Source organism: Rathayibacter sp. VKM Ac-2926 (assembly GCF_022815565.1).
GTDB classification, from domain to species: Bacteria; Actinomycetota; Actinomycetes; order Actinomycetales; family Microbacteriaceae; genus Rathayibacter; species Rathayibacter festucae.
On sequence record NZ_JALGRS010000007.1, the window covers coordinates 223,929 to 236,879 of the forward strand.

Here is a 12,951-nt window from a genome sequence, read left to right on the forward strand (position 1 = left end):
GGAGGGCGGACGGGCGCGCGGACGCGCCCAGCTCGACCGGGCATGCAGGACTCCCGAGGACTCGGTGGGAGGAGAGTCCTCGGAGAGTAGGGCGCGACGGCGGGACAACCGGTCGGCGGCGCCCGTCGTCGGGTGCCCCGGCGCGCGCCGCGTGCCGACGGGCACCGCCCGAGTGCGGCGCGACGCGCCCTCAGTCCTGCGCGACCGCGACCGTGACGACGAGCGCCGAGTGCACCACCGGCTCCGAGACGGCGAGGTAGCCCTCGGAGCCCTCGATCCACGCCTCCGTCGCCCCCTCGCGGGTGCGGAAGAGGACCGGATCGCCGCTCGACGCCCCGCGTCCGTCGGCCTTCCTCACGGCGCGGGTCCGCAGCTCCTGCAGCACCTGCTCCGCGCTCGCGCTCCCCGAGGCGATCCGCTCGCGCACCGCGCGGCTCCGGGCGGCGGCGATGCCGATCCCGCGACCGGTGGCCAGCGCGGCGACGACGGCGCCGTCGCAGTGGGCGATGCTGATCCGCATCCGCTCGAGCGCCGGGTGGTCGCCGCCGAGCACCGGGCGGCCGTGCGGCCCGCCGCACTGCTCGCAGCGCGCGTCGACGCGGACGTCGAGCGGATCGATCCCGAGCGTCTCGGCGGCGAGCTCGCGGACGAGCACCCGGCCGAGGAGGAAGCCGTCGCGCACCTCGCGGCGGCCGGTGGCCTCGTAGCGCAGGCGCTCGGCGAGGGTGAGCAGCCGGAGCATCCGGTGCCGGGCGGAGTCGAGCACCTCGGGGCGCGCCCAGCGCAGCTGGACGTCGTCGGTGGCGAGAAGGGGGAGACCGGTCATGCGCCGCACGGTACGCCGCGCAGGCGACATCGGCGTGACGGTCCGGTGGCCGGGCGGCGTCCGGGCGGACACAGCCCGGGACCATCCGCGTCGTCTTGGATGGGGCGGGTGCAGACCTTCCTCCCCGTCCCCGATCTCCGCGCGAGCGCCCGCGCCCTCGACAGCAAGCGGCTCGGGAAGCAGCGGATCGAGACGCTGCAGATCATGCGCGCGCTCACCGTTCCCGGCTACGGCTGGCAGCACCACCCCGCCGTGCGGATGTGGCGCGGCTACCGGCCGGCCGTGATGGCCTACCAGCGCGAGACCTGCGACGCCTGGACCGACCGCGGCTTCGCCGACACCTGCCTCGAGAAGACCGAGGCGGCGCTGGCGACGCAGCGCGCCGACCTGGCGCTGTACCGCGCCGGGACGATCGAGCTGCCGCCCTGGTTCGGCCGCGACGACGTGCACCTCTCGCACCGCTCGAAGCTGGTGGAGAAGGACCCGGAGCACTACGCGCCGCTCTTCCCGGACACCCTGCCGGGGCTCGACTACGTCTGGCCGGTCACCGGCTGACGGCCGCGATCGGAGCACCGATCCGGGCGTCCGCATGGGCTCCGGTGACGTCCCGGACCCTCGTCTCCCGTGCACAGGCCCTTTTCAGGCCCCGGACCGGCCCTTCGTCATTCCCGGGTCTCGGGTTAGTCTGTCGGGGTTGACCCGGCGCGTATGGGCGTCCGGGGCGTCGGCGGCGGCCGTCGCGATGATCGGGGGTGACCCGAAGGAGAAGGTTTGGCGTCCGACAGCAGGACAACCGGTGGCGTGATCAAGGCGGTCGTGGGCTTCCTCGGCATGAGTGTCGTGGCAGGAGTCCTCGTGACCGCCACCGTCACTCCTGCCGTGGCGATCGCCGGCGTCGCCGCGAACCAGTCCATCGGAGTGTTCGACGGTCTCCCCGAGTACCTCGAGGTCGACAAGCTCTCCGAGAAGAGCAACATCTACGCGACCCGCGCGGACGGCTCCCCGCAGCTGCTCGCCTCCTTCTACGTCGAGAACCGCATCGAGGTCCCGCTGGACCAGATCTCGCAGTTCGCCAAGGACGCCGCCGTCTCCGGCGAGGACCCCCGCTTCTACGAGCACGGCGGAGTCGACCTCCCCGGCACCCTGCGCGCCGTCGCGCAGACCTACGTCCTCGGCAACGACACCCAGGGCGGCTCCTCCATCACGCAGCAGTACGTGAAGAACGTGCTGGTCGAGAAGGCCGTCCGCAACATCACCGACGAGGCCGAGCGCGCCGCCGCCATCGACGCCGCGACGCGCACCTCCCCCGAGCGCAAGCTCCGCGAGATGAAGCTCGCGATCGGCCTCGAGAAGGAGTACTCGAAGGACCAGATCCTCCAGGGCTACCTCAACATCGCCTTCTTCGGCGGCACCACCTACGGCATCGAGACCGCCGCCAACTACTACTACAACACCACCGCTGCGAACCTCACCGTCGCCCAGGCCGCCAGCCTCATCGCGATCGTGAACAACCCGGCCGTGCTCCGCCTCGACCAGCCGGACAACCCCGACAACGGCGCCGCGAACGGCTACCTGCGCAACAAGGACCGCCGCGACTACATCATCGGCAAGATGCTGGAGGAGGGGAAGATCTCGCAGGAGGATCACGACGCCGCCATCGCGTCGCCGATCGAGCCGCAGATCACCGAGCCGAGCACCGGCTGCTCCACCGCCGGCGACGCGGGCTACTTCTGCGACTACGTCACGAACATCCTCAAGAACGACCCGGTGTTCGGCGACGACGAGGACACCCGCTGGACGAACTTCCGCCGCGGCGGCCTCGACGTCTACACGACGCTCGACGTCGACCTGCAGAACGCGGCGGTCGCCGCCGTCAACGCGCAGGTCCCGCAGACCTGGAACTTCGATGTCGGAGCGGTCTCCGTCAGCGTCGAGGTCGGCTCCGGCCGCGTCCTCGCGATGACGCAGAACAAGAAGTACTCGCAGGACCCGGACGTCCTCGCGGCCGACCCCTCCTACAGCGCCATCAACCTCAGCACCGACCGCGCCTACGGCGGCTCCTCGGGCATCCAGCCCGGCTCCACCTACAAGCTCTTCACCCTGGTGGAGTGGCTGAAGGAGGGGCACAGCATCAACGAGTCCGTGGACGGGACCCGGAAGGCGACGTGGGGGACGTTCGAGGACTCGTGTGAGCCGGGCGGCTCGACGACCAGCTCCGACACCGCCGCCCGGAACGACGAGGGCGGCAACGGCCAGGTCGGCACGCCCGTCAGCTTCACCAAGACGTCCCTGAACACCGGCTTCGTGGGGATGGCTCGCGAGCTCGACCTGTGTGCCATCCGCAACACGGCGAAGGACATGGGCGTGGTGCAGGGCAGCGACGGCGAGCTCGACAAGTTCCCGGCCACGGTCCTCGGCACCAACTACGTCTCGCCGCTGTCGATGGCCGGCGCCTACGCGACCATCGCCTCGGGCGGATCGACGTGCAACCCGATCGCGATCGACCGCATCACCGATGCCACTGGCGCCGAGCAGCCGGTCCCGTCGGCGGACTGCCGGCAGTCGATCGACCGCAATGTCGCCGCTACGGCTGCCGTCGCACTGCAGTCGACGTTCACTAACGGCGGCACCGCGGTCTCCTCCCGCACTCCCGACAGCATCCCGCTGATCGGCAAGACCGGAACCACCGACGACGCCGTCGCGACCTGGATGACCGGGGCGAGCACCCGCGTCGCGACCGCCGTGGGTGTCTTCAACATCAAGGGTGCCGCGAGCCTCCGTGCTCCGCGCTACTCCTTCGACTCCGGATCCGCGGCGACCGCTCGCCACCGAATCTGGCCGGTGGTCATGGCCGCCGCCAACGCTAAGTACGGCGGCACCACGTTCCCCGAGGCGGACGGCTCCCTGCAGGTCGTGCCGCGCGTCAACGTCCCCGACGTGACCGGCCTGTCGGTCGGCGATGCCCGGGCGAAGCTCGAGTCGGCCGGTTTCAGCGTGAGCGAGGGCGCCGCCGAGGCGAACTCCGCCGCGTCGGGCACCGTCGTCCGCCAGAGCCCCTCCGGCACCGCGACCCGCGGCACCATGGTGACGATCATCCCGAGCTCGGGCCCGGCGCCCGCCCCCGCCCCGACCGCGGAACCCGCCCCTCCGGCCGCCCCCGCCGCCGGTCAGCAGACGGTGCCGAACGTCGTCGGTCAGGACCTCGAGACCGCCAAGGCCGCGTTCGCCTCGGCCGGCTTCTCGAAGATCACCCTGTCCTGCACCGAGAACGGCAACGCCCCCGACGCCGGCCAGGTCACCGGCCAGGACCCCGCGGGCGGCACCGGCGTCTCCCCCGACGCCACCCTCCGCGTCGCCATCACCGCGAAGAAGTGCCCGTAGCCCCCACCTCCGGCACGTGAATCCGCCTCCGGCTCGCAGAACCCCCCGGGTTCTCGCGAGCCGGAGCCGTTTCCGCGTGCCGGAGCTCGCGCCTCATGCCGGTCATTGCGGATTCGGCTTCTGACGCCAGCGGATCTCGATACGCCCGCTGCGCGGGCTACTCGATCAGCAGAGGAAGCGCCGACGCTGCCTTCATGCTGGTCGAGTAGCCCCGCAGGGGCGTATCGAGACCCACCGTCCCCAGCATGCCAGGTCTGCAGACCCGCATTCTGACGCTGGTCGATCTCGATCCGCCCGCTCCGCGAACTCCTCGATCAGCAGACGGGGGCCGCGTCAGCCGCGGCCGCGCAGCGCGCCGACGATGGCGACCGTCGCGTAGTGGACGATCAGCGCCGCGATCCCGAAGCAGGCCAGTCCGCCGCTCGCCTCCGACCAGGGGCGGTGTGCGTCGGTCATGCTGCCGGGCATCACGATGTCGAGGGCGAAGAAGCCGACCGCGAGTCCGAAGCAGACGAAGCTGATGACCAGGAGTGCGCGGACCGCCTTGCCGACCGGGTCGTAGTAGCGCGGGTTCGTCATCGTGCCTCCGGTTCTCGTCCCTCGTGTCTACCCACCCGCGCGACCCCCCGCAACCACTCGACACCCGTCCCCGCACGGCCCCCGAGCGCACGAAACCCCCGGCCTCCCCCTCCGCGAGATGCCACTTGTGCACGCGACACGCCGTGAAAAGCGTGCACAAGTGGCATCTCGCGGGAGGGACGCCGGGGGCGTCCGCTCACCAGGGGGTCAGGCTGCCAGGGGGAGGGTCGCCTTCGAGGTCACGACGAGGTCGCCGGCGACGGCGTCGACGCGGACGACGCCGCCGTCGGTCACGTCGCCGGAGACGAACAGGTCGGCGATGCGGTCGTCGACCCAGCGCTGCACCAGGCGGCGGAGCGGCCGGGCGCCGTACTGCGGCTCGTAGCCGTGCTCGGCGAGCCAGTCGACCGCGGCCTCGGCGACCTCGAGCGAGACGTCGCGCGAGGCGAGCCGCGCACGGCTGGCCTCGAGCACCAGCCCGACGATCTCGCGCAGCTGCGCACGGCCGAGCCGGCGGAACAGCACGATCTCGTCGATCCGGTTGAGGAACTCGGGCCGCATCGCCTCGCGGAGCCGGCCCATCACGCGATCGTGCAGGTCCTTCTCCGAGGCGAAGCCCTCGGCCGACTCGTCGCTCTGCGCGACGAAGCCGAGCGCGCCGGAGCGCGAGGCGAGGAACTCCGACCCCAGGTTCGAGGTCATGATGATCACCGTGTTCCGGAAGTCGACCGTGCGGCCCTGACCGTCGGTCAGGCGTCCGTCGTCGAGCACCTGCAGCAGCAGGTTGAAGACGTCCGGGTGGGCCTTCTCGATCTCGTCGAAGAGCACGACCGAGTACGGGTTCCGGCGCACGCGCTCGGTCAGCTGACCGGCCTCGTCGTAGCCGACGTACCCGGGAGGGGAGCCGACCAGTCGCGAGACGGTGTGCCGCTCGCCGAACTCGCTCATGTCGAAGCGGATCACCGACTGCTCGTCGGCGAACAGCGAGCCGGCCAGCGTGCGGGCCAGCTCGGTCTTGCCGACGCCGGTCGGGCCGAGGAAGAGGAACGAGCCGACGGGCCGCGAGGAGTCGCCCATCCCGGTCCGGCTGCGGCGGACGGCGCGGGCGACCGCGGCGACCGCGGCGTCCTGGCCGATGACGCGCCGGTGCAGCTCGGTCTCGAGCTGCGCGAGCCGGTCGCGCTCCCCCTCGGTCAGCCGCGACACCGGGATGCCGGTGGCACGGGCGACGACCGCGGCGATCTCGGCCTCGCCGACGACCGCCTCCTGCGAGACGGCTCCGTCGGCGGTCGCCGCGTCGAGCGACGCCTGGACCGCGGTGATCTCGTCGCGCAGGCGCGACGCCTCCTCGTAGTGCTCGGCCGAGACGGCCGCGTTCTTGTCGCCCTCGAGGGTGGCGAGCCGCGCGAGCAGCGCGTCGGTGTCGACACCCGCGCCGAGCTTCAGGCGCAGTCGCGCGCCGGCCTGGTCGATCAGGTCGATCGCCTTGTCGGGCAGCACCCGGTCGGGCAGGTAGCGGGCGGAGAGCTCGACGGAGGCGCGCAGGGCGTCGTCGGTGAAGGCGACGCGGTGGTGCTCCTCGTAGGCGCCGCGGAGACCGTGCAGGATCGCCACGGCGTCCTCGATGCTGGGCTCGCCGATGCGGACCGGCTGGAAGCGGCGCTCGAGGGCCGGGTCCTTCTCGATCGTGCGGTACTCCTTGAGCGTGGTCGCGCCGATCAGGTGCAGCTCGCCGCGGGCCAGCCGCGGCTTGAGGATGTTGCCCGCGTCCATGCCGCCCTCGCCCGCGCCACCGGCGCCGACGACGGTGTGCACCTCGTCGATGAAGACGATCAGCTCGCCCGAGTGGGCCGCGATCTCGTCCATCGTCGTGGTGAGGCGCTCCTCGAAGTCGCCGCGGTAGCGGGTGCCCGCGAGCATGGCGGGCAGGTCGAGCGAGACGACGCGCTTCTCGCGCAGCTGCTCCGGGACCTCGCCGGCCACGATCGCGCGGGCCAGGCCCTCGACGACCGCGGTCTTGCCGACGCCGGCCTCGCCGACGAGCACGGGATTGTTCTTGGTGCGGCGGCTGAGGATCTCGACGGCCTGCTCGATCTCGTCGGAGCGGCCGATCACCGGGTCGAGCCGGCCCTCGCGGGCGAGCTCGGTGAGGTCGGTGCCGAACTTGTCGAGCATCGGGGTCTCGGACGCGGGCGCGCCCTGCTCCGGGACGGTCTGCTCGCCGGCGACGGTCTCACGCAGGCCCTGGGTGAGCGCCTCCGCGGTCACCCCGGCACGGGCGAGGACCTGCCCGGCGGGCGCGTCCTGACCGAGGACGAGCGCGAAGAACAGGTGCTCGGGGTCGATGTAGGTCGAGCCGCTGGAGCGGGCGACCTGGTAGGAGTGGAAGAACGCGCGCTGGGCGCTCGGGGTGATGGTCGCCGCGTTCTGCGAGGCCGGGGCCTCGCTCGCCTGCGGCAGGCGCGCCTCGGTGGCGGTCGCGATGGCGCCGGGGTCGACGCCGATGCGGCGGACCGCCTGCGACACGGCCTCGTCGTCGACGAGGACCCGCAGCACGTGCAGGGCGTCGAGCTCGGTCTGGCCGCGCTCGAGGGCGAAGCGTCCTGCGGACTGCAGGATGCTCTGGGTGCGTGCGCTGAGGAAGCGGCTGAGGTCGATGGACCGCGCCGCGCGGGCGCGCTCACCGTCGAGGTAGCGGGCGAGGAAGTCGTCGAACGAGCTCGCTCCGGCCTCGTTGTAGTTGTCGGGCACCAGTCCTCCTGAAAGAGTTGAGTCACTTGCACTCAAGTTCAACGCAGGGGGCCCTCCCCTATTCCCGCTCCGCGAGATGCCACTTGTGCACGCCTTCCACGGCGTGTCGCGTGCACAAGTGGCATCTCGCGGAGGGAGGGCAGACGAAGAGGAGGCACGGACCCTGTCCGGTCCGTGCCTCCCTGTGCGCCGACGCGCGTTTCTCCGGGGTGGGAGCTCTAGGGGACGATGTGGCCCGCGGCGCGGAACAGCTCGTACCACTCCGGCCGCGTGAGCGGCAGGTCGGAGCCGAGGGCTGCATCGCGCACGCGCTGCTCGTTCGTCGTGCCGAGGACGACCTGCATCTTCGCCGGGTGGCGGGTGATCCAGGCGGTCGCGACGGCGAGGGGCGGGACGTCGTACTGGGCGGCCAGGCGGTCGAGGACCGCGTTCAGCTCGCCGTACTCGGGGTTGTCGAGGAAGACGCCGGTGAAGAAGCCGCTCTGGAACGGCGACCACGCCTGCACCGTGATGTCGTTCAGGCGGCAGTAGTCGAGGATGCCCGCGTCGCGCATCACCGACTGGTCCTCGGCGATCATGTTCGAGGCCACGCCCTGCGCGATCATCGGCGAGTGCGTGATCGAGAGCTGCAGCTGGTTCGCGACGATCGGCTGGTTCAGCGACTTCTTCAGCAGCTCGATCTGATACGGCGTCTGGTTGGAGACGCCGAAGTGCTTGACCTTGCCGGCCGCGTGCAGCTCGTCGAAGGCGCGGGCGACCTCGTCGGGCTCGACCAGCGCGTCGGGGCGGTGCAGGAGGAGCACATCGATGTAGTCGGTGCGCAGCGCCTTCAGCGAGCCCTCGACCGACTGCATCAGGTGCTCGTAGGAGAAGTCGAAGTACGGGCCGTCGCCGACGATGCCGGCCTTGGTCTGCAGCACCACCTGCTCGCGCTCGGACGGGGTGAGCGCCAGCGCCTCGGCGAAGCGCTCCTCGCAGCGGTGCAGCTCGCCGCCGTAGACGTCGGCGTGATCGAAGAAGTCGATGCCGGAGTCGCGGGCGGTGCGGACGAGGTCGCGGATGGCGTCGTCGGTCATGTCGGGGATGCGCATGAGGCCGAGGACGACGTTCGGGGAGTCGAGGCCGGAGGCGCCGAGGGGGACGTGCTTCAAGGGAGTGCTCCTTCGTTGGATACCTCGACCACGGTACGGGCGCCGCCTGTGCGCCGTCCAACAGGGGGTGCTGGTGCGATTCATGCGCCGGAGTGGTGAATCGAGCGCCTTGCCGGGGAGACGCCGCGGTGGGAGGCTGCCGCCATGACGATCGAGGTGCGCCCGGCCACCGTCTTCGACGACCTGGCGACGATGAACGGCCCGAAGCGGCCCGACGCGAGCGTGTGCTGGTGCCTGAGCTACCGGCTGCTCTCCTCCACCGAGAACAACGCCCTGCGGGGTACGGCCCGCGGCGAGCGGATGCGCGAGCTCGTCGCGCAGGACCCGCCGCCCGGCGTCCTCGCCTACGACGACGGCGAGGTGGCGGGCTGGGCAGCCGTGCACCGCCGCGCCGACACCAGCTACGCGAAGAACCGGAGGATCCCACACATCGACGACCTGGACGTCTGGAGCGTCTGGTGCATCCGCGTCCGCCCCGGCTTCCGCAGGCGCGGGATCTCGCACGCCCTGCTCGCCGGCGCCGTCGACTTCGCCCGCGCGCACGGCGCCCCCGCGATCGAGGGCTACCCCGTCGACAACGCCGTCGCGCGGGTGGAGCAGACGATGGCCTACGTCGGCACCCGCGCCCTCTTCGAGAAGGCCGGCTTCTCGCACGCGGCCGACACCACCTCGGTGCTCAGCGGCTTCCCGCGCGTCGTGATGCGGCTGCCGCTGAAGTGAATGCGCCGACCGGCCGCGGTGCTCGCGTTCATGCTGATCGAGTAGCCCGCGCAGCGGGCGTATCGAGATCCACCAGCGTCGGACGACGGTCTGCAGACCCGGCCTTCTGAGGACGGTGGGTCTCGATACGCCCCTTCGGCGCTACTCGACCAGCATGCGACTCGCCCCTTCGGGGCTACTCGACCAGCATGCGACTCGCCCCTGCGGGGCTACTCGACCAGCATGCGCCTCGCCCCTTCGGGGCTGCTCGACCAGCATGAAGGGTCGGCCGCGGGCGCCTAGGGCCCGCTCCGTTTCGGCACAGACGAGGAACGGCTCCTCACCCGGAGGGGAGGAGCCGTTCGCCGTGGAGGCCGGGACGTGGTGTCGACGCCTAGAAGTCCCAGTCCTCGTCCTCGGTGTTCACGGCCTTGCCGATCACGTAGGAGGAGCCGGAGCCCGAGAAGAAGTCGTGGTTCTCGTCCGCGTTGGGCGAGAGGGCCGACAGGATCGCGGGGTTCACATCGGTGACCTGCTTGGGGAACATCGGCTCGTAGCCGAGGTTCATCAGGGCCTTGTTGGCGTTGTAGTGCAGGAACTTCTTGACGTCCTCGGTCAGGCCGAGCTGGTCGTAGAGGTCCTGGGTGTACTGCGCCTCGTTGTCGTAGAGCTCGTAGAGCAGCGAGAACGTGTAGTCCTTGATCTCGTCGCGCTTGGCCTGGTCGACCAGCTCGAGTCCCTTCTGGAACTTGTAGCCGATGTAGTAGCCGTGCACGGCCTCGTCGCGGATGATCAGGCGCACCAGGTCCGCGGTGTTGGTGAGCTTGGCGCGCGAGGACCAGTACATCGGCAGGTAGAAGCCCGAGTAGAAGAGGAACGACTCCAGCAGCGTGGAGGCGACCTTCCGCTTCAGGGGGTCGTCGCCGCGGTAGTAGTCCATGACGATGGACGCCTTCTTCTGCAGGTTCGGGTTCTCGACCGACCAGCGGAACGCCTCGTCGATGTCCTGGGTGTTCGACAGGGTCGAGAACACCGAGGAGTACGACTTCGCGTGCACCGACTCCATGAACGCGATGTTCGTGTAGACGGCCTCCTCGTGCGGGGTGAGCGCGTCGGGGATCAGCGAGACGGCGCCGACCGTGCCCTGGATGGTGTCGAGCAGGGTCAGGCCCGTGAACACGCGCATCGTGAGCTGCTGCTCGTCGTGGGTCAGCGTGTTCCACGACTGGATGTCGTTGGACAGCGGGACCTTCTCGGGCAGCCAGAAGTTGCTCGTCAGGCGGTTCCAGACCTCCACGTCCTTGTCGTCCTGGATGCGGTTCCAGTTGATGGCGTCGACGTGGCTGACCAGCTTGAGCTTCTCAGGGGGAGTCATGATCTCTTCTTCGTGCGGATAGGTCGTTCGAGACTGTCGGGGGATCGACGGAGGACGTTACAGCATGCAGCTGACGCAGCCGTCGACCTCCGTGCCCTCCAGCGCGAGCTGGCGGAGACGGATGTAGTAGATCGTCTTGATGCCCTTGCGCCAGGCGTAGATCTGCGCACGGTTGATGTCGCGGGTGGTCGCGGTGTCCTTGAAGAACAGCGTCAGGGAGAGGCCCTGGTCGACGTGCTGCGTCGCCGCGGCGTAGGTGTCGATGATCTTCTCGTAGCCGATCTCGTACGCGTCCTGGTAGTACTCCAGGTTGTCGTTCGTCATGAACGGCGCCGGGTAGTAGACGCGGCCGAGCTTGCCCTCCTTGCGGATCTCGATCTTCGACGCGATCGGGTGGATCGAGGACGTCGAGTTGTTGATGTACGAGATCGAGCCGGTCGGCGGGACGGCCTGCAGGTTCTGGTTGTAGATGCCGTGCTCCATGACCGAGGCCTTGAGCGCGCGCCAGTCGTCCTGGGTGGGCACGGCGATGCCGGCCTCGGAGAAGAGGCGGGAGACGCGCTCGGTGGCGGGCGCCCACTCCTTCTCGGTGTAGGTGTCGAAGAACTCGCCCGAGGCGTACTTCGAGTCGGCGAAGCCCTCGAAGGTCGTGCCGCGCTCGATGGAGATGCTGTTCGACGCGCGCAGGGCGTGGAAGAGCACCGAGTAGAAGTAGATGTTGGTGAAGTCGATGCCCTCCTCGGATCCGTAGTGGATCCGCTCGCGGGCGAGGTAGCCGTGCAGGTTCATCTGGCCGAGGCCGATGGCGTGCGACTTGTCGTTGCCGTCCTCGATGGAGCGCACCGAGGTGATGTGCGACTGGTCGGACACCGAGGTGAGGCCGCGGATCGCGGTCTCGATGGTGCGGCCGAAGTCGGGCGAGTCCATCGTCAGCGCGATGTTCAGCGAGCCGAGGTTGCAGGAGATGTCCTTGCCGATGCTGTTGTAGGAGAGGTCCTCGTTGTAGGTCGTGGGGGTGTTGACCTGGAGGATCTCGGAGCACAGGTTGGACATGTTGATGCGGCCCTTGATCGGGTTCGCCTTGTTCACCGTGTCCTCGAACACGATGTAGGGGTAGCCCGACTCGAACTGGATCTCCGCGATGGTCTGGAAGAACTCGCGCGCCGAGATCTTGGTCTTCTTGATGCGCGGGTCGTCGACCATCTCGCGGTACTTCTCGGAGATCGAGATGTCGCCGAAGGGCAGGCCGTAGACGCGCTCGACGTCGTACGGCGAGAAGAGGTACATGTCCTCGTTGTTCTTCGCGAGCTCGAACGTGATGTCGGGCACGACGACGCCGAGGGAGAGCGTCTTGATGCGGATCTTCTCGTCGGCGTTCTCGCGCTTGGTGTCGAGGAAGCGCAGGATGTCCGGGTGGTGCGCCGAGAGGTACACCGCTCCCGCACCCTGGCGGGCGCCGAGCTGGTTCGCGTAGCTGAAGCTGTCCTCGAGGAGCTTCATCACGGGGATGATGCCCGAGGACTGGTTCTCGATCTGCTTGATCGGCGCGCCGGCCTCGCGGATGTTGGAGAGCGAGAGGGCGACGCCGCCGCCGCGCTTGGAGAGCTGCAGCGCGGAGTTGATGCCACGGGCGATCGACTCCATGTTGTCCTCGATGCGGAGGAGGAAGCAGGAGACCAGCTCGCCGCGCTGCGCCTTGCCCGTGTTGAGGAAGGTGGGGGTCGCGGGCTGGAAGCGGCCGGCGACGATCTCCTCGACGAGGGCGATCGCGAGCTTCTCGTCGCCCTGGGCGAGGCCGAGGGCCGACATGACGACGCGGTCCTCGAAGCGCTCGAGGTAGCGCTTCCCGTCGAAGGTCTTCAGCGTGTACGACGTGTAGTACTTGAAGGCGCCGAGGAAGGTCGCGAAGCGGAACTTCTTCGAGTAGGCGAGGTCGTTCAGCTCCTGGATGAAGTCGAACGAGTACTGGTCGAGGACGGCCTTCTCGTAGTACTCCTTCTCGACCAGGTAGTCGAGGCGCTCCTTGAGGGAGTGGAAGAAGACGGTGTTCTGGTTGACGTGCTGCAGGAAGTACTCGCGCGCCGCCTCGCGGTCCTTGTCGAACTGGATCTCCCCGTTCGGGCCGTACAGGTTCAGCATCGCGTTGAGCGAGTGGTAGTCCATCTGCGCGGCGTCCCGGGGGGCGTCGA

9 protein-coding genes are annotated in these 12,951 nt (G+C 69.6%); 3 read left to right on the top strand and 6 right to left on the bottom strand.

The features are described from left to right. Positions 1–190: 190 nt before the first annotated feature. A complete protein-coding gene (locus MT351_RS12085; protein ID WP_132437615.1) occupies positions 191–826 on the bottom strand; it encodes a 4'-phosphopantetheinyl transferase superfamily protein in 636 nt (211 codons plus the stop codon). Positions 827–934: 108 nt separating this feature from the next. Between MT351_RS12085 and MT351_RS12090 the strand changes: the two genes are divergently transcribed. Together MT351_RS12090 and MT351_RS12095 are read left to right on the top strand one after the other, a co-directional pair. Continuing rightward, positions 935–1,381, top strand: a complete 447-nt coding sequence (locus MT351_RS12090) for an MSMEG_6728 family protein (protein WP_132437614.1) — start codon at positions 935–937, stop codon at positions 1,379–1,381. 216 nt (positions 1,382–1,597) lie between these two features. Continuing rightward, on the top strand, positions 1,598–4,207 hold the full coding sequence (locus tag MT351_RS12095) for a transglycosylase domain-containing protein (protein ID WP_132437613.1): 2,610 nt from the start codon (positions 1,598–1,600) through the stop codon (positions 4,205–4,207). Positions 4,208–4,540: 333 nt separating this feature from the next. Here MT351_RS12095 and MT351_RS12100 read toward each other — a convergent pair whose 3' ends face one another. The 3 genes from MT351_RS12100 to MT351_RS12110 all read right to left on the bottom strand — a co-directional run bounded on the left by MT351_RS12100 (position 4,541) and on the right by MT351_RS12110 (position 8,688). Next, on the bottom strand, positions 4,541–4,786 hold the full coding sequence (locus MT351_RS12100) for a hypothetical protein (protein WP_123447765.1): 246 nt from the start codon (positions 4,784–4,786) through the stop codon (positions 4,541–4,543). A gap of 207 nt (positions 4,787–4,993) precedes the next feature. After that, complete coding sequence (locus MT351_RS12105) at positions 4,994–7,537, bottom strand: ATP-dependent Clp protease ATP-binding subunit (protein ID WP_243582287.1); 2,544 nt, start codon at positions 7,535–7,537, stop codon at positions 4,994–4,996. 218 nt (positions 7,538–7,755) lie between these two features. Next, on the bottom strand, positions 7,756–8,688 hold the full coding sequence (locus MT351_RS12110; protein ID WP_260300739.1) for an aldo/keto reductase family oxidoreductase: 933 nt from the start codon (positions 8,686–8,688) through the stop codon (positions 7,756–7,758). Between the two features lie 144 nt (positions 8,689–8,832). On the opposite strand from MT351_RS12110, the gene MT351_RS12115 reads away from it, so the two are divergent. Beyond that, positions 8,833–9,408 (top strand): GNAT family N-acetyltransferase, encoded by a 576-nt coding sequence (locus tag MT351_RS12115; protein ID WP_243582288.1) that lies wholly within the window; start codon positions 8,833–8,835, stop codon positions 9,406–9,408. A gap of 373 nt (positions 9,409–9,781) precedes the next feature. On the opposite strand, the gene nrdF is transcribed toward MT351_RS12115, so the two are convergent. Then, positions 9,782–10,762: a class 1b ribonucleoside-diphosphate reductase subunit beta gene (gene nrdF, locus MT351_RS12120; RefSeq protein WP_123447769.1), complete on the bottom strand. Its 981-nt coding sequence runs from the start codon at positions 10,760–10,762 to the stop codon at positions 9,782–9,784. 57 nt (positions 10,763–10,819) lie between these two features. Continuing rightward, positions 10,820–12,925: a class 1b ribonucleoside-diphosphate reductase subunit alpha gene (nrdE, locus tag MT351_RS12125; protein WP_123447869.1), complete on the bottom strand. Its 2,106-nt coding sequence runs from the start codon at positions 12,923–12,925 to the stop codon at positions 10,820–10,822. Positions 12,926–12,951: the final 26 nt, after the last annotated feature.